Here is a 20,918-nt window from a genome sequence, read left to right as displayed (position 1 = left end):
AAGGGAAGGGAACCAAGCATGCAAAGAAGCTGGATAAAGGAACCGGAAAGAAGGGAGCAGCAAGCGCGCTACTTGAATAGACTGAAGTGTCGGGGGCGGTGTTGGCCTTTGGGTTCCGACGCCAGCCTCCCCAAGCGGGCATTACGAAGCCTGTTTGGCAAAAGAGACGCCAGGCAGCCCGTCGACTCAACAAAATTTTTTCGCCACGGCGGCAAAGCCAAAAATGTTTCTTGTGTGGTGTTTCGGAACCCATTGCCCATTTTCTGAATAGGATGTAAGGCAAAAGCCTAAAATCCTTGAAATTCCGGCACCATCACCCACCCCCCATCATAGGATAAGGTGACTCTGTAATCCCTCAACCTTGTTCCTGTAGAGCCCACAAGGAGGGGTGGCACGATTGAAGGGTAGCGACCAAACCAAGCCGTTGTTAACGAATCGCGAAAGAGAAGTGTTTGAACTCTTGGTCCAAGATAAGACAACCAAAGAGATTGCCGGACAACTCTTCATCAGCGAAAAGACTGTGCGCAATCACATCAGTAATGTCATGCAAAAATTAGGTGTCAAAGGTCGATCTCAGGCAGTAGTCGAACTCGTTCGACTTGGTGAACTAGAGATTTGAACCCAGTCCACCCAGCCTCCCTTTTCTTCCCATGGTCGGAAGGGAGGGTTTTTTTATTTTGGGGGAGCGGGGGAGATAGGCAATACATAATATTGTTCTTTGCTTAAAGTATGGAATTATAGGAAATTTTATCTATAAAATTGTTTACAAGCAGATTAAAAGTATGGTATAAGTATAAATGGTAACAAAAACCAAAGTTTCCAATTAAAGATGGAGGGAGTGAAATGTTGAGCTACTGGGATAGTAGTATCAACAAGTTATTATGCTGAAAAATCAGCGGTGGTTAACAGTATTGTTAATTTTGGGGCTTCTCTTTGTAAATGCCAATGGTGTTTACGCCAGCACTACTGAGGAAGACGATGGCTATATTCAACGTAGCGAGATTGAGCATTTCATGGAAATAATGGCTGAAACCGAGACAGAACAAGCAAGAGAAATGAATAATGAATTAACCAAATATATGGAAGAAAATGAGGAGTACTTATTTGCAGAAGTAGCATCAATTGTTGATAAATATCAAGTTCCTGATACGACGAATCAGAGTGATGCAATGAGATATATGGAAGAAGTAGATCCAGAAGCACTACAGAGAGATTTCGAGCGCATAGATACACTTGCTCAAGAATATTATGATTACTACCAGATTCATAACGAGTTTCCAGAAGATGAGTCTTCCAAACAAGTATCTCTTAGGAGTATGGCAACGAGTGAAGCGCTAACTGTATTGAAAAATGCCGGGATTCGTATGACAGAAAGACAGTTGGCAGCGCGCTTGGCTGCATTGGGAGTGATTGCTGCGATTGATGGTCCACTTCCGGTAGGGGATTTTGTTGCTCTTGTTACGGGAGCCATCATTGTCAGCGATTATTTGAGTGACTATGTTGCAAGAAAAGATAGACTTGCTCAAGATATTGGGAATAACGAAGGCAGGTCATTTATTAAAATCGTTACAGAAAGTCTGTCGATTAGCGAAACAGTTACATACGAAATTAAAAGAAATAAAGTGAAGCATTTTAGAGCTTTTTTAAATCGGCTGGGTGGAGTGATTGTTGGGGATCCATTAACTCTTAGTGAAGCTAAACTGTTGGCTCGTCAGGAAAAAGACACGTTTAGCGTCCGTGAAGATTATGCTGAAAAAATTGTCGATCAACCCAATTATAAAAATGTAAAGCACACCCCTCATTACATAGATTCAAGAGGGAACAATAGGCCTGCCAATCTTCCTCATTGGCATTTAAAGAAGAAGATTAATGGTTCTTGGGAGCAAATCGAAGGACATCATTTCTTTCCATGGATTGGTTTAAAATAAATAAATTAATGGATTCCCCATGTCGAGACTTACGTCCTCTCTGTCGGAAAAAGAGTATCATCACGCTCGACCAGAACACCGTCTTCTTCGCCACCGCTTTATTCTTTCAAGTGCTACTGTCTGGGGACGTTTTTCTGCTATGATTTTAGTGAGATAAGGAGGATAGAATGCGTTTAAACATTGTGGAAATGGAAGAAATTTATATCGCAGGTATAGAGGTTGATCTGGATTTTGATTGGGATGAATTTTTCGAAGCGCCTGACCCGATCTTGTCAGAGATTGAACATGTGATGAAACATAATGTCTATTATTTCTTTTCAAGTGGGGAAAAATATATATTTGGCAAGCGAGTCAGTTCCATTGCGAATATCCCGGAAACGTTTATAGCTGCGAAAATACCTGCGGGGCTTTACTCCAAAGTACCTAGAATTTTATCTACCTATGAACATGACATGTTTTCGATGACGAATTACGAGGTGCTTGAAGGGGACGAATATAGCGAATATAGAGAGTTTGTATTTGGAGCAGCAAGCAAGTATCACGAATACGTTTATCGTTCAGTAGAATACTTGCCAGATGTCGTGAATGTGCGGCAGATTCCCGTTTTGCCAGAAGCGAGGGCAAAACTGCTTCGCAGGCAGTACATAGAAACATTTTTCGATGTAGACAGTAACCAAATTCGCAAGTTTCTCTATAAAAGATATGTAACATTGCACAGAGGATTCCTTTGGGAGTTTTTGGGAAAAGAGGCTTGCTGCAAAATGCAAGGGATGAGCTTGGCTGAAGCAACAGATTTTTTGAAAAGCAAACAAGAAGTGCTGTTTTTCTGGGACGCAACAAGCAAGTTAGGCAAAGAGTTCGCATACGGCAAAGTGTTTACGATGGATGCAGCAAAATTGATGCAATCTTACACGCGTTTCACTTTTGATATGTATCTGTTTGACTCGACCATGGACTGGACGATTATTTTTGTTCACGAAAGAATTAGCGATAAACCTGGCGATTGTTTTCTCATCAATAGGAATGAAATTGAGACAATGAGCTAAATGAGAGAAGGGGCTGTCCCTTACGTCATGGAAAATGACAGAGGAACAGCCCCTTGCATTGCGGATCGTTCGGAAATTAAGCAAAGGCTTTTAGCAGTTGAACGATTAATGGGATGAGATCTCCGATAAAAGTGAGAATCGCAATGGCAGTGTTCACAAAAGCCCCTCCTTAAAATTCCAAATTCACTATTAAGAAAAATTTTCCTTTTCATGTTTTTGTTTGGAAAAATACTGCATAACTACTTGCAAAGCCGCGAAGTGCATCACGATATGATTGCCCAGTGAAAAGCTGCGTTTTCCTGCATAGAAGCAAGAAACGGGATGTTCATCGCCAAATAAAACATAAAAAAGCTGCCGAACAGCCATACCGCTCGGACGTTGTTTTTCCGATCAATCCACCATTCAACGCGATTTTGGGCACTGGCAAGCAAGCAGCGCCCAAAAAACCATCTAGGGATTTGTTTCCTTCATCGTTCCCTCCGCATAGGTGACATGTTGAGCTGTTTGGCACGCAAAAAAATGACTGCTGGCTTAGCTTCGAGCCTGCCGGTCTATGAAAATGCTCCTTTTCGCAAAGCTGAACGGTGATTCCGTCGAGCCAGATTGGCAGGGCTGGCAGGTGAACACGAAAGAGGGATGCTCAATATCGCATCCCGGCAAAGCCTAATCCTTCCGTATAATCAAATACACAATCAACCCGATCACCGGGAAAAAAAGCAGCGCAACCAGCACGATAACGGAAAATTCTTTGCTGTTGCCTCTGCGCCGCGAATCGCGGTAGGCCCAAATGCTGATGAGGATGTTTATCGCGTTGAAAAGCAAAAATAATAGCAAGGGCAGAAACATCACAATCGAAGAATCGCCCAAACTTGCCAATCGAATCACCTGCTTTGTCGGATAAGTATGCTACTTTTTCTAATTATACCAAAAATTAGGTTATTGCACATGCGCAGGTAGACCTCCTACAAATAGCGGCTCTCGCGCCATTTTGTCTCGTATTCTTTTTTCTTGCCCTCAATCGGGCGGAACCTTTGCAACGTCAGTTTTGAGAGGAAGCAATAAAACAGATAGGGCAGCAAGCAGCCTCTGATCTCTCGATGGAGCAAATGATGAGAACCCATAGACAGCACCACCTTTGGTTTAGTTGCGAGATTTGGGGCAAGAAGCAGACCTTCCTCTCCCCATCATACAGGAAGACAATGCCATTTCCAAAGCTCCCGACAGCAACCGGAACACGAAGAAAACTCATAAAAAACTGAAAAATCCAAATTGACACAAGCTTGAATATTCTGCTAAGATGACTTTATAAAGTCATTGGAAAAACAAAGGATGAGCTTATACGATGCGCAGGACTGGAGATTTGAAACTCATTCAAGAACTGAATCGCTTTATCATACTCGATACAATCCGCCAGCATGGGCCCATCTCGCGCAGCGACATCGCCAAAAGGCAAGGCATCAGCCCTACCACCGTCACTTCGGCCGTCAACGAGCTGATTCGCGACGGATTGGTAGCGGAGGATGGCACAGGGGAATCGAAGGGCGGGCGCAAGCCGATCATGGTGCGCTTTTGCCCGGACGGGAAGTTTTTGATCGGCGTTTCCATCACGAATACGGCGATTACGATTGCCGAGATGAACCTGGAGGCGGCGACCAAGCGCAAGCAGGTGTACCCGGTCGGTCCTGACATGGTGAGCGAGCGGATCGTGCAGTACGTGCTGGATTCGATCGCGGACTTCTTGGGGCAGGTGGAGGATGTCACCCGTTGCCTCGGCATTTCGATCATCGCGCCGGGGATTGTCGATGCGGCAAGCGGCGTGATTCGCTTCAACTCCAAGCTGCGGCTGACGGATGTTCCGCTGAAGGATCTCGCCGAGCAGCGCTTTGGCATGGAGACGTGGCTGGACAATGACGCCAATGCGATCGCGCTGGCGGAAAAAAACTTCGGCGTGGGGCTTGATGCCGACAACCTGCTGTTTGTGACAGTCGGAGAAGGGGTAGGTTCAGGTCTTGTTGTAAACGGTTCCATTTTCCGCGGAAGCCGCGGGGGCGCGGGCGAGTTTGGGCATACGACAGTGGACCGGAGCGGCATGCGCTGCGATTGCGGCAATGTCGGCTGTCTGGAAAACTACGTCGCCTGGCCGGCGATCTACACGGGCTTGTTGTCCGCGATTGCGCGCGGCAAAGAGACGCTCGTGCTGGAGCTGGCTGGCGGAGATTTGACGAAAATTACGTTTGACGTGTTCCGCCAAGCCTTGCAGCAAAAAGACCAGGTGTGCGAGGACATCGTGGAAGAGATCGCGTCGTATTTGTCGATCGGCATCGTCAATCTGGTCAATCTGTTCAACCCGAGCCTGATTATTCTCGGCGGGGAAATGATGCGCGACAACCACGTCTTGTTCGAGCGTATCGAAAAACAGGTGCGGGAGCAGGCAATGGGCATCATGGTGGAAGGGCTGGAGTTCCGCCCGACTATGCTGGGAGCGGACTTTGAAGTCAAGGCAGCCGCTGCCGTACTGCTACAGGACGTTTTTCATTTCAGCCTGTAGTTCCTTTTTGCAGACTTTATTTTAGCATTGGAAAAAGAAAGTGAGCCTCAGATGGTGAAAGGGGGGAGCCGCGGAGGTCAAGGCACAGTCGTTTCAATCAAAAGCTGGGGGTAAAACAGAGGAGAACGTAATGTCGAGGAGGGATTTCACATGAAAAAGTTGGTTTCATTGGCGATGGCCGCTCTGTTGGTAGCGGTGGCAGGATGTTCCGGTGGCGGACAAAGCGCCGCCCCGTCTGAAGGGCAACAGCCGGGTGCGGCAAGCGGAGAAAAGGTAACGCTTACGTACGCCCTGTGGGACAAAAACCAGATGCCGGCCATGGAGGAAATTGCGAAGAAATTCCACGAAGCCAATCCCAATATTGACATCAAGATCGAGCTGACGCCGAACAAACAGTATTGGACGAAGATGGAAGCGGCTGCGACTGGCGGCACGTTGCCGGACGTTTTCTGGATCAACGGCCCGCGGATCATCAAGTACGCGGCAAACGACGTGTTGTTGCCGATCACAGACCAGATCAAGGCGGACGGCATCGACCTCGGGAACTACCCGAAGGCGCTGGTTGATCTGTACACATACGAGGGACAAAACTACGCATTGCCGAAAGATTTTGACACCATTGGCCTCTGGTACAACAAAAAACTGTTTGATGAAGCGAACGTGCCTTATCCGGACGAGACATGGGACTGGAACAAGCTGAAGGAAGCGGCGAAAAAGCTGACAGACGAGAAAAAAGGCATCTGGGGCATCGCGGCAGCGCCGTACGGACAGGACAACTACTACAACACGATCTTCCAGAGCGGCGGGTACGTCATCTCCGAGGACAAGAAGTCGTCGGGCTTTGACAAACCGGAAACGATCGAGGGGCTGAAGCTGTGGGTCGACATGATTAACGACAAAGTGTCCCCGTCTGCGGCGCAAATGTCGGAAACCGAGTCCACGCAGTTGTTCGAGTCGGGCAAGGTGGCGATGATTTACACGGGTTCGTGGATGGCGAGCGCTTTTCACACCAACGAATATACAAAAGACAAGGTAGACGTCGCGTATTTGCCAAAAGGCAAGGAAAACACCAGCGTCATTCACGGCCTGGGCAATGTGATCGCGGCGAACACGAAGCATCCGAAAGAAGCGTGGGAATTTGTGAAGTACTTGGGCTCCAAGGAAGCGGCTGAGATTCAGGCGAGCAAAGGCGCGGCGATTCCGGCGTTCAACGGCACCCAGGATACGTGGGTCAAGTCGATGCCGAACTTCAATCTGCAAATTTTCATCGATCAGGCAGCGAACGCCAAGGCGTACCCGATTTCCAAAGATACGGCGAAGTGGGCCAAGCTGGAGACGGAGTACATGACCAAAGCCTGGGCGGGCCAAATGAGTGTGGAGGATGCAGCCAAAGAGCTTGCGCAAAAAATGAACGAGCTGCTGGCGCAAGAGTAGGGTTTCAACGGGCGGATGGCTTCGGAGGGTGAACGGAGCCATCCCCTGCTACGAGCTTATTGTCAGGGGGGATATTGCGATGAGCAGCCAACTTCAGCCTGAGGTGCATGCCGCTGCCCGGCCAAAAGCGGAAAAATCGTTGAACCGGATGAAGCGAAGCGACTGGCTTTGGGCGTATCTCATGATCGCGCCGACGCTGATCGGTTTGGGTGTGTTTTACATATGGCCAGTCGTGCAAACCATCTATCTCAGCTTTACCAAATGGGGAGGCTTCGGCAAGTACAAATGGACGGGCGTCGACAACTACGTGCTGCTGTTCCAGGACCCGAACATGTGGATCGCGCTGAAAAATACGTTCGTCTATACGGTGCTCGCGGTGCCTGCCAGTATCGCCATCTCCATATTGATCGCCGTTTTGCTGAACCAAAAAATCAAAGGCATCTCGTTTTACCGCACGCTGTATTTCTTGCCGGTCGTGACGATGGCGGCTGCCGTGGCGATGGTGTGGAGATGGCTGTACAACGCCGATTACGGTTTAATCAACTACTTGCTCGGGCTGGTGGGAATTGAGGGGCCGCGCTGGATATCCGACCCGGCGATCGCGCTGTACGCCGTCATTATCGTGGCGGTCTGGAGCTCGATCGGCTACAACATGGTCATTTTCCTCGCGGGCTTGCAGGGCATTCCGCGCAGCTACTACGAAGCGGCCGAAATGGATGGCGCCGGACCTGTGCGCATGTTTTTCACCATCACGCTGCCGCTGTTGACGCCGTCGATTTTTTTCGTCAGCATTACGTCGCTGATTGGCGCCTTCCAGGTGTTTGACCTGATTTATTTGATGATCGGCAAGCTGGGCAATCCGGCGACCGAGGCTACGCAAACAGTCGCGTATTTGTTCTTCACCAACGGCTTCGAGTCGGGCAACGGAGGCTATGCAGCCGCAGTGGCTGTCGTGCTGCTCGTGCTGATCCTGATTGTGACGGCCGTCCAGATGAAAATGCAGAAAAAATGGGTTCACTACGATTAAGCGAGCATGACGGGATGGGAGGAATGAGGGATGAGTGTCCGAACAGGACGTAATCGAGCAGCCAAAAACGTATTGATTCATCTTGTTTTGATCGCTGGCGCTCTGGTGATGGTCGCGCCGTTTGTCTGGATGGTGCTCACCTCGCTGAAAACGCTGGGCGAGTCGACGCAGGTGCCGCCTGTCATCTGGCCGACGGCGCTGCAATGGGAGAACTACACGCATATTTTCGAGATGCTGCCTTTTTACGATTTTTACTGGAATACGATCTTGACTACCGTGGTGAAAGTCGTCGGGCAAGTGTTCTTGTGTTCGCTTGCGGCGTACGCGTTCGCCCGCATCGAGTTTCCGGGGAGAAACGCCTTGTTCATCGTGTTTTTGTCCGTCTTGATGGTGCCGGGGCAAGTGTTTTTGCTCCCGCAGTTTCTCATCATGAAGGAGCTGGGCTGGCTGAATACGCTCACGGCGTTGATTGTGCCGGGACTGTTCAGCGCATTCGGAACGTTTCTGTTGCGCCAGTTTTTCATGTCCTTGCCAAAAGAGCTGGAGGAAGCGGCGAAGCTGGACGGCTGCAACCACTTCCAGATTTACTGGCGGATCATGCTGCCGCTGGCCAAGCCCGGGCTGATCGCACTGGCGATTTTCGTCGCCCTCTGGTCCTGGAACGACCTGATGTGGCCGCTGATCGTCAACAGTACGCCGGATAAAATGACCTTGTCCGCAGGATTGGCTTATCTGACCGGAGAACATACGAACATGACGAACTATCCGATTTTGATGGCCGGCTCCGTTCTTGCCATTTGGCCGATGATTATTGTCTTTATTTTCTTGCAAAAGCATTTTGTCGAGGGAATTACCCTAACCGGGTCCAAATAGCCATTTTCCCCAGAAGGAGTGAAAAACCAATATGCATCATGTTCTGGTAATCGGAGCAGGTACGATGGGAACTGTTCACGCACGCTCTTACGCTGCTATGGAAAACGTTGAGCTGGTCGGCATTGTCGACATTCGTGCAGAACGCGGTCGCGAGCTGGCGGCCGAGACGAAGACAGAGTGGTTCGCAAGCTATGAGGAAGCGATGGAAAAGCTCGCGCGGGTAGACATCATTGACGTGTGCCTGCCGACCTACCTGCACAAGACGTACGTGCAAAAAGCAGCCGACGCCGGCAAGCACATCATCTGCGAAAAGCCGCTGGCGCGCAACAAGGAAGAAGCAGAGTCCATCGTAGACTACTGCCGCGAGAAAAACGTCAAGCTGTTCGTCGGCCACGTCCTGCGCTTTTTCCCCGAGTACGAGAAGTCCCGTCAACTGGTGCAGGACGGCGCGATTGGCAATGTCGGCGTGGCGCGGACGTTCCGGGGCGGGATTTTTCCGACCGCGTGGAACGACTGGTATGCCGACTACAAAAACAGCGGCGGCCTCGTGCTGGACATGATTATTCACGACTTTGACTTTTTGCGCTGGTGCTTCGGCGACGTGGAGCGCGTCTATGCGAAAAGCTTGCTCGGGCGCGGATTCGCGCGGATGGATTACGCGCTGGTGACGCTGCGGTTTCAAAACGGGATGATCGCGCACGTGGAAGGCTCGTGGGCGCATGAAGGCTTCTCGATGAAAATGGAGCTGGCTGGCAGCGAAGGCATCATTCAGTACGACAGCGCGAAGGAAAAGCCGCTGATCGCGGTCAACCGCGCGAAGCAGGCGGGCATGAGCGGAGTGGCGGTGCCGGAGAGTCCGTTGCGGGAAAATCCGTATTTCCGCGAGTTGAAGCACTTCATCGACTGCATCGAAAACGACCGCGAGCCGCGCGTGACGGTCGAGGATGCCGTGAAGGCAGTGGAAATCGCGCGAGCCGCGCTTGAGTCAATCGAAACGGGCAAGCCCGTAACGCTAGTGTAGGAGGGGACCACATATGAAACTGGGAATCATCAGTGTCGCACATATGCATGCGTACAGCTACGCGAATGCTGTCGGGAAGCTTGCGGGCGTACAATTGGTCGGGGTTGCCGACGAGGACGAAGCGCGCGGCAAGGCGGCGGCAGAGAAGTGGGGCGTACCGTTTTACCGCGATTATCGCGAGCTTTTGAAAACGGACATCGACGCGGTCATCATCACTTCGGAAAATGCGAAGCATCATGAGCATACCGTAGCAGCGGCGAAGGCAGGCAAGCATATCCTGTGCGAAAAGCCGCTCGCGACCACGCTGGCGGCGGCCGAGGAAATGATCGACGTGTGCCGCGAGCAAGGCGTCATTTTGCAGACGGCGTTCCCGGTCCGGTTCCATCCGGCGGTCGTGCGGGCCAAACAGCTCGTGGAGCAAGGCAAGATCGGCCGCATCATGGCGATCCGCGGGACGAACCGGGGGCAAAATCCGGGCGGCTGGTTCGTCGATCCGGCCCAATCCGGCGGCGGCGCAGTCATCGACCATACGGTGCACGTCGTCGATTTGATGCGCTGGTTCATGGGCGCAGAAGTGCGCGAGGTGTACGCGGAGGTAGACAGCAAGTTTTCCGCTACTCCGATTGACGACTGCGGCATTTTGACGCTCGAATTTGAAAACGGCGTGTTTGCCACGCTCGATTGCAGTTGGTCCCGCAACAAGACGTTTCCGGTCTGGGGCGACGTCACGATGGAGATTATCGGCACGGAAGGCACGATTTCGCTCGACGCCTTTTCGCAAAAGCTCGACGTGTACAGCAACGACAAAGGCTTGAAGTGGGTGAACTGGGGCGACGACATGGACAGCCAGTTGGTGAGCGACTTTGTCGCGAGCGTCCGGGAGAAAAAAGCGCCATCGGTAACGGGAGAGGACGGCATGCGGGCGGTGGAAGTCGCGCTTGCTGCCTACCAGTCGGCTGAGCAGAAGCAGCCGGTAGTCATACGCTAGCTGGGACGGTGAACGAGAGTGAGCATACAGATCGGAATGATTGGCGTTGGCGGGATTGGACAGCATCACCTGAAAGGCTTGCTCGCTGACGAACGGGTGAGAGTCACAGCCGTCTGCGACGTGAACAAGGAAGCGGCGGCGTCTACGGCAGAGCAGATCGGGGCTGCGGGCTACACGTCCTGGCGGGAGCTGCTCGCGCATGAACAGCTCGATGCGCTGTTTGTCTGCGTTCCGCCTTTTGCCCATGAAGAAATCGAGGAGCAGGCTGCGGCCAGAGGCATTCACCTGTTCGTGGAAAAGCCGATCGGACTGGATCTGGAGACAGTCAAGAGGAAGCAGGCGGCGATCGAGAAAGCAGGAATTATCAGCGCGACAGGCTATTGCCTGCGCTATCTGGACATCGTGCAGCAGGCCCGCGACTATTTGGCTGACAAGCAAATCGCGCTGGTGCGCGGCCATTATTTGACCAAATTTGTGGAGACGCCGTGGTGGCGACAGATGGGCAAATCCGGGGGCCAGCTTGTTGAGCAGGCGACGCATACGCTCGACATGATGCGCTTTTTGGCCGGGGACGTGGAAAAAGTGTACGCCCAGATGGCGCTTATGGCCTCGCAAGACATCGACGGCATCGACATTCCCGATGTATCGGCGGTCAGCCTGTCGTTTGCAACAGGGGCGATCGGGCAGCTCGATACGTGCTTCATCCAGGCCGATCACCGCACAGGGGTGGAAATTCTCGGGAAGCATTTCCGCGTCCAGATCGACGGCCGAAAGCTGACGATCACGGACGAGGCGGGAACGCGCACGACAGAAGCAACGGTGGACATGTACAGGAAGCAAGACCGGGCGTTTGTCACGGCAATCGAAACAGGGGATGCGAGCCTGGTCCTGTCACCGTATGCCTCGGCGAAAAAGACGCTGGCGGTTACGTTGGCGGCCAATCAGTCTGCGAAGTCAGGCACACCTGTCACGATTTCGCACGATGAATAAGGGAGTGAACAGCATGTTTTTTCAAAAAGGAATCAACGCCTGGTGCTTCCCGAAGGAAACCGGAGCAGAGGACATTTTCCGGCAGGCAAAAGCGTACGGGTACGCGGGCGTCGAGCTGAATCTCGACGAAGGGGACGCTTGCTTGCATCTGGAGATGACGGAGGAAGAGTTACGGCTGCTCGCGCAAAAGGCCCGCGAGCATGGGCTGGAACTGCCGAGCGTCTCGACGGCGCTTTTGTGGAAGTACCCGCTTACGCACAATGACGAAGCAGTTCGCGAAAAAGGCATTCGGGTCGTCGAGAAAATGATCGAGGCGGCGAGCATTTTTGGCGCCCGGACGGTGCTCGTGGTGCCTGGACTGGTGACGGCGGAGGTTTCGTACGACAAGGCGTATGAGCGCGCACGCGAGGCGCTCGTGCGGCTGGCGCAAACGGCAGCGGCCAAGCAGGTGCACATCGGCATCGAAAACGTCTGGAACAAGTTCCTGCTCAGTCCGCTGGAAATGGCCGGACTGATCGACGAAGTGAATAGCCCGTGGGTAGGCGCTTATTTCGATGTCGGCAACGTGCTGCAGTTCGGGTTTCCCGAGCAGTGGATCCGGATTTTGGGGAAAAGAATCCGCGCCATTCACGTCAAAGATTTCAAGACGTCGACGGGCAACATTACCGGATTCGTGCCGCTTTTGGCTGGCGACATCCCGTGGGATCGCGTGGTGGAGGCGCTGCGCGAGGTGGAGTACAGCGGCTATGTCATCCCGGAAATCTCGCCGTTTGCCCACAAGCCAAAGCTGCTGCTCGCGCAGTGCTCCCAGGCGCTTGACGCCATTTTTCAATAGAGAACAGACAGCGAGGATGTGAGTCAAAGGATGACCCAAGACAAACCATATGCCATCGGAATTGATCTGGGAGGCACGAAAATCATCGCTGCTATCGTCGACCAGAATGGCTGCATCCTGAGCCAAGCGAATGCGCCGACGCAAAAGGAGGACGAGGCTGATGCTGTCATTTTGCGAATTGGCGATCTGGTGCAGTCCGTGCTTGCGGACAGCGGTGTCGGCCTCGCGCAAATACGCGGAATCGGAATCGCTACTGCCGGAATTATTGATACGCATCGGCACATGGTCATCTTTGCGAGCAATCTGAACTGGAGCGACGTGGCAATCGGCGACAGGCTGCACGAACGGTTTGGCGTTCCGGTGCAGCTCATCAACGACGCCAATGCGGCAGCGGTGGCGGAATGGGCTTTTGGCAGCGCCAGTGGCACGGATGATCTCATTTACGTGACGGTCAGCACGGGCGTGGGAGCCGGCATCATCAGCGGCGGCCGCCTGATTACCGGAATCGGCGACAGCGCGGGAGAGTTCGGGCACATATCGCTTGACCCGGAAGGACCGCTCTGCGCCTGCGGGAACAGAGGCTGCCTGGAAAACTACGTCTCCGGGCTTGCGCTCGCCAAAATGGCGCAGGAGCAGTTGCAATCCGGTACGGCCAGCTCCTTGCGCACTTGCACCACGGGCGAGCTCAGCCGCATTACGGCCAAGGAGATCGGCGAGCAGGCACAGAGCGGGGATGCGCTCAGCATCGACTTGCTGCGGCAGGCTGGCTACTACCTCGGCGTCGGCCTGACCAACTTGATCCACCTGTTCAATCCGCAGGTGATCGTGTTCGGCGGCGGAGTCATGAACAACGGACAGATCCTGCTCGAAGAAGCGCAGCGGGTAATCCGCCAGCGCTGCATCTCGCGCATGGCGAGCCAGGCGACGATTCAGTTGAGCACGATGGGAGCGGAAGCGGGCGTGCTGGGAGCAGCGGGGATGTATTTTCCGGCCGCGCGCAAAAAAGTGGCCGTCTAAGCGAGGATGAAGCGCGAAGGAATAAAAGGAAGCCGACGTTTTGCCAGAGACGTCGGCTTTTTGCTGTGGTTCTTTTGCATAGGCACGCTTGACGAGGGGGGCTTGGCGGGAAGGCGCTCGCGCTTTCTGCGGGATGGCATGACAGAATCTCCAAGGGTTCTCGCCTCAGACAAGTAATCGTAACCTGCCAGATTTTCCTTACAACTGTTTCGGGTCCGGAACATAGGCAACATAACCGATGCTGTCTGGCGAGTCGGCAATTTTCGTTTGCTTGGGAAAAGCGCGAAGCGTCCACAGGATGTACAGGTCGCCAAACCCGCCGAGCAGCATCGCGATGCTCCATAAGTACCAAAAGATCGAATGGAAGAAGTACGCCAGGAAAAGCGGCAGCACGCCGAGCAGCAAGTTCGGAAGCAGGACGGCAAACCGATAGCTGCCGATGGAGATCGGCTTCAGGCAGCAAGCGTACAAAACGAGCTTGCGCCACACCACGCCAAAGCGAATATCTGCGACAGACACCTGGCGGCTGAGCAGGAAGCCGACTCCGTGCAGTAGTTCATGGACGATTACGCCAACTGCGACCGCGAGAAAAAACAGGAAGAAGTCGCCAAACGAGAGCGTAAAGGCGAGTGTCGTCTGATAAAGAAACGCGAACAAAGCTGCCGGAACGAACAGCAGGAAGCACACGCAGGCAAGCAAATTGGCTTTTAACGGCTGCAAGATCACCTGCTTTTTCACGTAGTTGGGTTCCAAATCAATCGGGCCTCCTGTCATGATATACTCCAAGTATAGCTTTTTGGGCTGACGGCGTTCAAATGAATCCGCCATACTGCACAGGAATTGGCCTTTCGACTCATATGGTTTCGGAATGCGGTTCATGTATGATGAAGTTGTGGCACGTTTCGGCAAAAAACAGGCCAAAGGAAACAGAAAAAAGCGGATGAGGGGTCGCAGCATGCAGGGGAAAAACAAACGTCTATTACTGGGAATCGCGCTACTGGTTGTCATTGCGTTGGGCTTTTGGGGCTATCGCTTGCTGGGGCCGATTGCGCTGGCAGAAGGGTATTTGTACGAAGACAACAGCCGGATGGCGTACGCAAAAGTAACAGCGGAAAATGACCAGGTCAACGTTGAAGTAACGTTGTCCAAGCTGCTCGTCGAGGATACGATTCCGCGCTTGCAGACGGAGACAAGCGTCTGGACGGGGACGATGGAAAAAGATACGCTTACCCTTCAAGAGAAGACGACGGGCCAAAAGCTCCAGGCCAAGGTGAGCGCAGACGGGCTGCTGTTCCAGGGGCCGCTTGCGCAAGGCGAGCCGGCGGAAACCAAGCTCGCAGCCAGCAACAAGCAGACGTACGACGACAAGCTGGCGGCGTGGACGAACAGCGTCGAGCAGGAAGCCGCCCAGAAGAAAAAAGAAGTGGAAGAGCAACGGGCCAAGGAAGCAGCGCGCGTCGAGTTCGCTAAAAAGGTCGAGCAGACGGGGAGGCTTACGGCCGATATGCTGGAGAGCGCCCAATATTTGCAGGAAATCCAGTTCGCAGAGGAGCTGCAGTTTTCCAAAGACCAGGTCGTCGAGCTGCAAGGTCTTTTGGACGAGCTGATTACATACGCGAAACAGCCTAGCCTGAGCAAAATGGAATACGACGTGATGGCCGGGACGCTCGGCAGCATGAAGGTGCTGGTCGACGGGATGAACGCCATGGACAGCACGATTGCGCAAAAGAAAAAGAGCATGCAGGACATCATCGCGGTGCTGGAGACGGATATGAAAGACGCGCAGGCGGTGTGGGAGGAAATCAAGGCGAGCGTGACAGATGCAGAGAAGCGGGAAAAAGCGTTGACGGACGCGGTCAAGACAGGCTCCGATGCGATCGCGCAGGCGAAGCAGCGGCTCGGCACGCTGGAAAAAGAGCAGGCGGGCGTCAAAGCTTCCGCAAACAAGCTCTACCAGCAGGCGGCAGCCGTGCTCGAACAGACGAGGTCCAAGTACGGCTACTAGCACTGATACACCGATAGCGGAAAAAGACAGGCTCAGCTTCCGGACGGCTCGATGCGGCGGGAGGCTGAGCTTTTTTGTGCAGATTGTGCAAAAAAAGAATGGACTAGAGGTTTATCCGGTAGAAGGACAACCTGGCACGACTTCGGACGAAGAGGGAAAGCAAGACGCGTTCGCTTTAGATAGCAAGGTTTCGGCAATGGCTCGATGCAGCAGCCAAGTCTCTGGAGCGAATGAGATTTTGTTATTTTCAGATCGGTTTTATTGTATTATTCTTAATCGTATAAATCAGCCTTTGTGGCTTTGGTCGGGAGGTTTTTTATGAGCGTCTACGAAAGTATTACGGAGCTGATCGGAAACACGCCTCTCGTTCGCCTGAACCGGATGGTCCCCGAAGGAGCGGCAGAAGTATGGGTGAAGCTGGAAAAATTCAACCCGTCGGGAAGCGTCAAAGACCGGGCTGCTTACAACCTGATTGCCGTAGCCGAGCAGGAGGGCCTGATCCGGCCAGGGGACACGATTATCGAGCCGACCAGCGGGAACACCGGGATCGGCTTGGCGATGAACGCCGCGGCCAAAGGGTACCGGGCGATATTGGTCATGCCGGACAACATGTCCAAAGAGCGGATCAACATCTTAAAAGCGTACGGGGCAGAGGTCGTGCTGACGCCAAGCGAGCAGCGGATGCCGGGAGCGATTGCCAAGGCCAAGGAGCTGCAGCAGGAGATTCCGCGCAGCTTCATCCCGCAACAGTTTGAAAACAAGGCGAATCCCGATATCCACCGGGTCACGACTGCCCGCGAAATTTTGGCGCAGACGAACGGACAGCTCGACGCTTTTGTCGCAACCGCTGGCACTGGCGGAACGATTACGGGGACAGGCGAAGCGTTGCGCGAGCAGCTTCCGGAGCTGTACATCGCCGTCGTCGAGCCAAAAGGCTCCCCGGTTTTGTCCGGCGGCAAGCCTGGACCGCACAAGCTGGTCGGCACCAGTCCGGGCTTTATTCCGCGCATTTTGAATACGGGCATCTACGACGAGATCATCCAGATCGCGGACGAGGACGCGCTGGACAGCATGCGCAAACTGGCGGCGCTGGAAGGGATTTTGGTAGGTCCGTCGTCTGGAGCATCGGTGTTTGCTGCGGTTGCTGTCGCGAAAAGGCTGGGAGCAGGCAAGCGGGTCGTCTGCATCGCGCCGGATACGGGCGAACGGTATTTGAGCATGAATCTTTTTTAAAAGGAAACGAAGCAAGCGAAAGCCGCTTTTCTGTGCGAGGGAGAAGGCGGCTTTTTCGTATCCCGGGCGAGCATGGTGTGTTATTATTTGGAAAAAGTCTTTCCGACAGGAACAGACACGATGAGGAGCGGCATGCAAATGGGCAGAAGGGCTATAATCGCCGGAGCCGGGGTGAGCGGGCTGGCGGCTGCCATCGCATTGAAGCAGGCGGGCTGGCAGGTGATGTTGTACGAGCAGGCCAAGGAGCAAAAAGCCATCGGCGCTGGCATCGTGCTCGCAGCCAATGCGATGAAAGCACTGGATAAGCTCGGGGCGGGGGCGCGCGTTCGCGAGCTTGGTTCCCCTGTTCGCGAGGCGAAAATACGCGACTGGCGAGGAAACGTGCTGGTCGAGATGGCTTTTGAGCAGCAAGCAAAGCGCTGCGGGGCGGACAGCTACTTGATCCACCGCGCTGATTTGCAGCAGGCCATGCTTGCGAAAGTGGCGGCGCACGATCTCGTTCTGGACAAAAAGCTCGTTTCCTTTGCGCAGGAAAAGGGCGGCGTGCAGGCGGCTTTTGCGGATGGCACGACAGCGGAAGCAGACGTCCTGATTGGCGCGGACGGCATCCATTCGCGCGTTCGCAAGCAGCTTTTTGGCGAGGGGAAAATGTGCTACTCCGGCTACACGGCGATTCGCGGCATAGCCCGCTACGAAGACCAGCGCTATCCGGTGGAAACGCACGGAGGGTTCGAAGCGTGGGGGAGAGGAGCCCGGTTTGGCTTTTCGCACATCGGCGGCAACCGAATTTTCTGGTTTGCGGCGGTCAACGCGCCAGAGGGCGAACAAGATTCGCCGATCGCCCGAAAGCTCGCGGCTATGCGCAGGTTCGAAGGCTGGTACGAGCCTGTGCAGGCTGTCATTGCGGCTACGCCAGAGGAAGCGATTTTGCGCCATGACATATACGACCGCCGTCCGCTGAAGCAGTGGGGAGCAGGGCTTGTAACGCTGATCGGAGACGCTGCGCATCCTATGCTGCCGAATCTGGGCCAGGGAGCAGGCCAGGGGCTGGAGGATGCGCTCGTGCTGGCGCGCTGCCTGGCAAAAGCGGGAGGCGCCGCTGATTTTTCCACAGCTTTGCGCGAATACGAAGGGCTGCGAAAAAAACGGGTGCATGCCATCGTGCGCAGCTCGCGGCTGATCGGCTATGTGACGCAATGGGAAAATCCGCTGGCGGTCGCCTTTCGCAGCCTGCTGTTGAAAACGATACCTGCCGACGTGCAGAGCAGGCGGCTGGACTGGATTATCGGGCACGAGGTATAGACGCAAGCCAAAAAAGCAGGGAGCGGAAAGCTCCTGCCTTTTTCTGTGCAAAACGTTCCCGGCGCAATTCGTGCCAGGCAGCTTTTGAGCGTTTGGGATCGGCAAAACGAGCCTGAATGGTTTGCCCTGCCTTAGCCTTGCTGACGCGCCTGGTAGGCGAGCAAGGCTCCGATGAACAACTGTCCGGTCTGGAGCATGGAGCGCTCATCCACATCGAATTTCGGGTGGTGGTGCGGATAGGTCGCCTTGATCTCCGGGTTGCGGCCGCCTGTCATGAAGAAAGTGGCTGGCCGCTCCTGCGCGAAGTAGGCAAAGTCTTCTCCGCCCATGATCGGCGGCATCTTGATGACGTTCTCGTCGCCGAAGAGACGCTTGGCTTCTGCCTCGACATGCGTCGTTTCCACTTCGTCGTTCCAGGTGGCAGGGTAGCCGCGCTCGTACGTGATTTCGCACGTCGCGCCGACAGCCTGGCAGCTCGCCTCTACGATGCGGCGCATGGAATGCTCGACTGCGACGCGCACTTCCTCGTCATACGTGCGCACGGTTCCTTTGAGGCGCACTTGGTCGGGGATGACGTTGTAGGCTTCGCCGCCTCCGAGGAACGAGCAGACGGACAGAACGACCTGCTTGAGCGGATCAATCTGACGGCTTGCTATTTGTTGCAAGTTCATCACGATCTGGCTGCCGAGCACGATCGGGTCGATCGAGTTGTGCGGGGAAGCGCCGTGGCCGCCTTTTCCGTACAAAATGATTTCGAAGCTGTCCGCCGCCGCCGTTACATAGCCCGTCGCAATCCCGACCTTGCCGACTGGCAGGTCAGAGGCTACGTGCGCGCCGAACACTACGTCGACGCCTTCCAGGCAGCCTGCTTCGACCATGGCCTTGGCGCCGCCCGGCGGCAGCTCTTCGGCAAATTGATGCAGGAACACGACCGTTCCTGGAATTTCGTCACGATATTCGCTCAACACTTGCGCGACACCCAAAAGCCCTGCTGTATGAATGTCGTGCCCACACGCGTGCATCACGCCTGGAATGCGCGATTTGTACTCGACGTCTTTTTCATCCTGAATCGGCAGGGCGTCAAAGTCGGCGCGCAGGGCGACTGTTTTTCCCGGTTTGCCGCCCTTGAGATAGCCGACGACGCCCATGCCGCCGACACCTGTTTTGACTTCAATGCCAAAGGAAGCCAGCTTGTCCGCTACCTTTTTGGCCGTATTCTCCTCTTTGAAGGAAAGCTCGGGGTACATATGCAGATCGCGTCTGAATGACACAAGCTCGGGGTAAATTTCCTGTAAACGGGCAAACAATTTGTCTTGCATTGGCTCCACTCCTTTTTCCCGTAGAAAGAGATTGGTAATTCGCAGTCTCTCCATTATAAAAATATTGCGAAATATATTGCAATCTATGCTGTACCAGAGTATGCCTGGTGTGACGGGGGATGCAGGTGGACAGCGGCGGCCAGCCGAATCGACGTCGCGTCCTACGAGCAATTTTTGCAGCATCCCGTAAAGGAAAATCCGGCGTACGAGCGGCTCACCTCCCAGCTCAGCCAGGTGCGGGAGCAGTTCGGGGTCCTGTACTTGTACTTGCTGCAAATCAATCCGGATGGAAGCGGCGGCAAAGTCATGGTCGCCGCCCATCCGCCCGATTCCGGCATCCAGTTTCAGATTGGCGACCCCTGTTATGTGAATGCGGAGCAGATTGCCAAAATTCGCGCGGGGGAGACGTATTATTCGGACATCATTCGCGATCCCCACTACGGCGTCTACATGTCGGCAGGGGCACCGCTTCTGGGCAAGGACGGCCGGCTCGCCGGCATCGTCGGCGTCGATACCGACATGGCGATGGTCGAGGGCATAGGCAAGGACGTCGTGCGCAACAGCGTGCCCGTCTTCGTGTTTCACGGACTGTTTGTGGTCGTGCTGATCGTTTTGATTCTGGGCCTTTCGCGTTGGTACCAGCGGGAAATTCGCGTGGCGGTGGGAGAGACGGAGGAGCATTACCAGGACGAGCTGCGCTCTGTCATCAGCTCCATACGCTCGATTCGACATGATTTCGTCAACCATATGCAAGTGTTGTACGGACTGATTGAATGCGGCTATTTCGACAAGGCGCGCGATTACATCCAGTCGCTGTTGAAGGAGACGAAGTTGCTCGATCTGACGGTGCGGATCGCCAATCCGGCGTTGATGGTTTTGTTCCATACAAAATGGGAGCAGGCCAAATCGAAGCAGATCGTCATGCAGTTCGCCGAGTGCCCGGATCCGTTTGAGGGCATTCCGTCTATTGACCTGGTGAAAATTATGTCCAATCTGATCGACAACGCGATAGATGCCGCAGAGATGGCGGATGGGGAAAAGCGGATTCGGATCGCCTGCCGCCGGGAGGACAAGCAGTACGTCTTCGAGGTGGAGAACACGGGCGCGGAGATTTCGCCCGAGCAGCGTGCGCACATTTTCACGGTAGGCTATACGACCAAGCCGGCAACGCGCTCAAACGCGCGGGGAGCGGGATTGCCGATCGTCCAGGCGGTGGTCAGCAAACATAACGGGAGCATCGAGATCGTCTCGGAGCATGGAATGACGCGGTTCACGGTGATTTTGCCTGCAAAATAAATGACGTCTCGCCTTTTGGCGAAGAAGAAAAGCCGTCCATTAGCGACGGCTTTTTC

The 20,918-nt window shown here is 54.1% G+C and carries 20 protein-coding genes; 17 read left to right on the top strand and 3 right to left on the bottom strand.

The genetic code is table 11. From position 1 onward, the window contains the following. Positions 1–397: 397 nt before the first annotated feature. The 3 genes from BA6348_RS20390 (at position 398) to BA6348_RS20380 (ending at position 2,974) form a co-directional block, all read left to right on the top strand. A complete protein-coding gene (locus tag BA6348_RS20390; protein ID WP_003387736.1) occupies positions 398–619 on the top strand; it encodes a helix-turn-helix domain-containing protein in 222 nt (73 codons plus the stop codon). A gap of 292 nt (positions 620–911) precedes the next feature. After that, positions 912–1,928: a hypothetical protein gene (locus BA6348_RS20385; protein WP_242507393.1), complete on the top strand. Its 1,017-nt coding sequence runs from the start codon at positions 912–914 to the stop codon at positions 1,926–1,928. Positions 1,929–2,095: 167 nt separating this feature from the next. Next, positions 2,096–2,974: a hypothetical protein gene (locus tag BA6348_RS20380; protein ID WP_026557767.1), complete on the top strand. Its 879-nt coding sequence runs from the start codon at positions 2,096–2,098 to the stop codon at positions 2,972–2,974. Between the two features lie 663 nt (positions 2,975–3,637). Here the strand turns inward: BA6348_RS20380 and BA6348_RS20375 are convergent. After that, positions 3,638–3,850, bottom strand: a complete 213-nt coding sequence (locus tag BA6348_RS20375) for a PLDc N-terminal domain-containing protein (protein ID WP_005836646.1) — start codon at positions 3,848–3,850, stop codon at positions 3,638–3,640. Between the two features lie 466 nt (positions 3,851–4,316). Here BA6348_RS20375 and BA6348_RS20370 point away from each other — a divergent pair, with 466 nt between their 5' ends. The 9 genes from BA6348_RS20370 to BA6348_RS20330 all read left to right on the top strand — a co-directional run bounded on the left by BA6348_RS20370 (position 4,317) and on the right by BA6348_RS20330 (position 13,707). Next, positions 4,317–5,522 (top strand): ROK family transcriptional regulator, encoded by a 1,206-nt coding sequence (locus BA6348_RS20370; protein ID WP_005836648.1) that lies wholly within the window; start codon positions 4,317–4,319, stop codon positions 5,520–5,522. A gap of 150 nt (positions 5,523–5,672) precedes the next feature. After that, a complete protein-coding gene (locus tag BA6348_RS20365; protein ID WP_005836649.1) occupies positions 5,673–6,956 on the top strand; it encodes an ABC transporter substrate-binding protein in 1,284 nt (427 codons plus the stop codon). Between the two features lie 79 nt (positions 6,957–7,035). Beyond that, positions 7,036–7,983 (top strand): carbohydrate ABC transporter permease, encoded by a 948-nt coding sequence (locus BA6348_RS20360; RefSeq protein WP_005833827.1) that lies wholly within the window; start codon positions 7,036–7,038, stop codon positions 7,981–7,983. 30 nt (positions 7,984–8,013) lie between these two features. Beyond that, on the top strand, positions 8,014–8,856 hold the full coding sequence (locus tag BA6348_RS20355; protein WP_007780639.1) for a carbohydrate ABC transporter permease: 843 nt from the start codon (positions 8,014–8,016) through the stop codon (positions 8,854–8,856). Positions 8,857–8,887: 31 nt separating this feature from the next. Then, the gene (locus BA6348_RS20350; RefSeq protein ID WP_122952545.1) at positions 8,888–9,877 is read left to right on the top strand and encodes a Gfo/Idh/MocA family protein; all 990 of its coding nucleotides are present in this window, start codon (positions 8,888–8,890) and stop codon (positions 9,875–9,877) included. 13 nt (positions 9,878–9,890) lie between these two features. Then, the gene (locus BA6348_RS20345; protein WP_005833821.1) at positions 9,891–10,865 is read left to right on the top strand and encodes a Gfo/Idh/MocA family protein; all 975 of its coding nucleotides are present in this window, start codon (positions 9,891–9,893) and stop codon (positions 10,863–10,865) included. A gap of 18 nt (positions 10,866–10,883) precedes the next feature. Next, positions 10,884–11,855 carry a Gfo/Idh/MocA family protein gene (locus BA6348_RS20340; protein WP_025847167.1) on the top strand — a complete coding sequence of 324 codons (972 nt, stop codon included), beginning with the start codon at positions 10,884–10,886 and terminating at the stop codon, positions 11,853–11,855. Between the two features lie 13 nt (positions 11,856–11,868). Beyond that, a complete protein-coding gene (locus BA6348_RS20335; RefSeq protein ID WP_005833817.1) occupies positions 11,869–12,690 on the top strand; it encodes a sugar phosphate isomerase/epimerase family protein in 822 nt (273 codons plus the stop codon). 30 nt (positions 12,691–12,720) lie between these two features. Then, positions 12,721–13,707 carry an ROK family protein gene (locus BA6348_RS20330; protein ID WP_005833816.1) on the top strand — a complete coding sequence of 329 codons (987 nt, stop codon included), beginning with the start codon at positions 12,721–12,723 and terminating at the stop codon, positions 13,705–13,707. A 198-nt stretch (positions 13,708–13,905) separates the two neighbouring features. On the opposite strand, the gene BA6348_RS20325 is transcribed toward BA6348_RS20330, so the two are convergent. Beyond that, the gene (locus tag BA6348_RS20325) at positions 13,906–14,460 is read right to left on the bottom strand and encodes a DUF3267 domain-containing protein (RefSeq protein WP_235694757.1); all 555 of its coding nucleotides are present in this window, start codon (positions 14,458–14,460) and stop codon (positions 13,906–13,908) included. Positions 14,461–14,662: 202 nt separating this feature from the next. On the opposite strand from BA6348_RS20325, the gene BA6348_RS20320 reads away from it, so the two are divergent. The 4 genes from BA6348_RS20320 (at position 14,663) to BA6348_RS20310 (ending at position 18,247) form a co-directional block, all read left to right on the top strand. Continuing rightward, a complete protein-coding gene (locus tag BA6348_RS20320; RefSeq protein ID WP_025848220.1) occupies positions 14,663–15,712 on the top strand; it encodes a hypothetical protein in 1,050 nt (349 codons plus the stop codon). A 76-nt stretch (positions 15,713–15,788) separates the two neighbouring features. Then, positions 15,789–16,034, top strand: coding sequence for a hypothetical protein (locus BA6348_RS26865; RefSeq protein ID WP_122952544.1), 246 nt, complete (start codon positions 15,789–15,791; stop codon positions 16,032–16,034). Next, positions 16,031–16,945 (top strand): cysteine synthase A, encoded by a 915-nt coding sequence (gene cysK, locus BA6348_RS20315; RefSeq protein ID WP_005833811.1) that lies wholly within the window; start codon positions 16,031–16,033, stop codon positions 16,943–16,945. The genes BA6348_RS26865 and cysK overlap by 4 nt, the downstream gene beginning before the upstream one ends. Positions 16,946–17,083: 138 nt before the next feature. Continuing rightward, positions 17,084–18,247, top strand: a complete 1,164-nt coding sequence (locus BA6348_RS20310) for an FAD-dependent monooxygenase (protein WP_371861781.1) — start codon at positions 17,084–17,086, stop codon at positions 18,245–18,247. A gap of 131 nt (positions 18,248–18,378) precedes the next feature. Here the strand turns inward: BA6348_RS20310 and BA6348_RS20305 are convergent, their stop codons facing one another. Further along, positions 18,379–19,566: a M20 metallopeptidase family protein gene (locus BA6348_RS20305; protein ID WP_005833807.1), complete on the bottom strand. Its 1,188-nt coding sequence runs from the start codon at positions 19,564–19,566 to the stop codon at positions 18,379–18,381. A 174-nt stretch (positions 19,567–19,740) separates the two neighbouring features. Between BA6348_RS20305 and BA6348_RS20300 the strand changes: the two genes are divergently transcribed. After that, positions 19,741–20,862, top strand: a complete 1,122-nt coding sequence (locus BA6348_RS20300; RefSeq protein ID WP_242507392.1) for an ATP-binding protein — start codon at positions 19,741–19,743, stop codon at positions 20,860–20,862. Positions 20,863–20,918: the final 56 nt, after the last annotated feature.

The organism is Brevibacillus agri (assembly GCF_004117055.1).
GTDB classification, from domain to species: domain Bacteria; phylum Bacillota; class Bacilli; order Brevibacillales; family Brevibacillaceae; genus Brevibacillus; species Brevibacillus agri.
The sequence above is the reverse complement of the archived record's forward strand: the minus strand, read 5'-3'. Positions and strand labels throughout refer to the sequence as shown.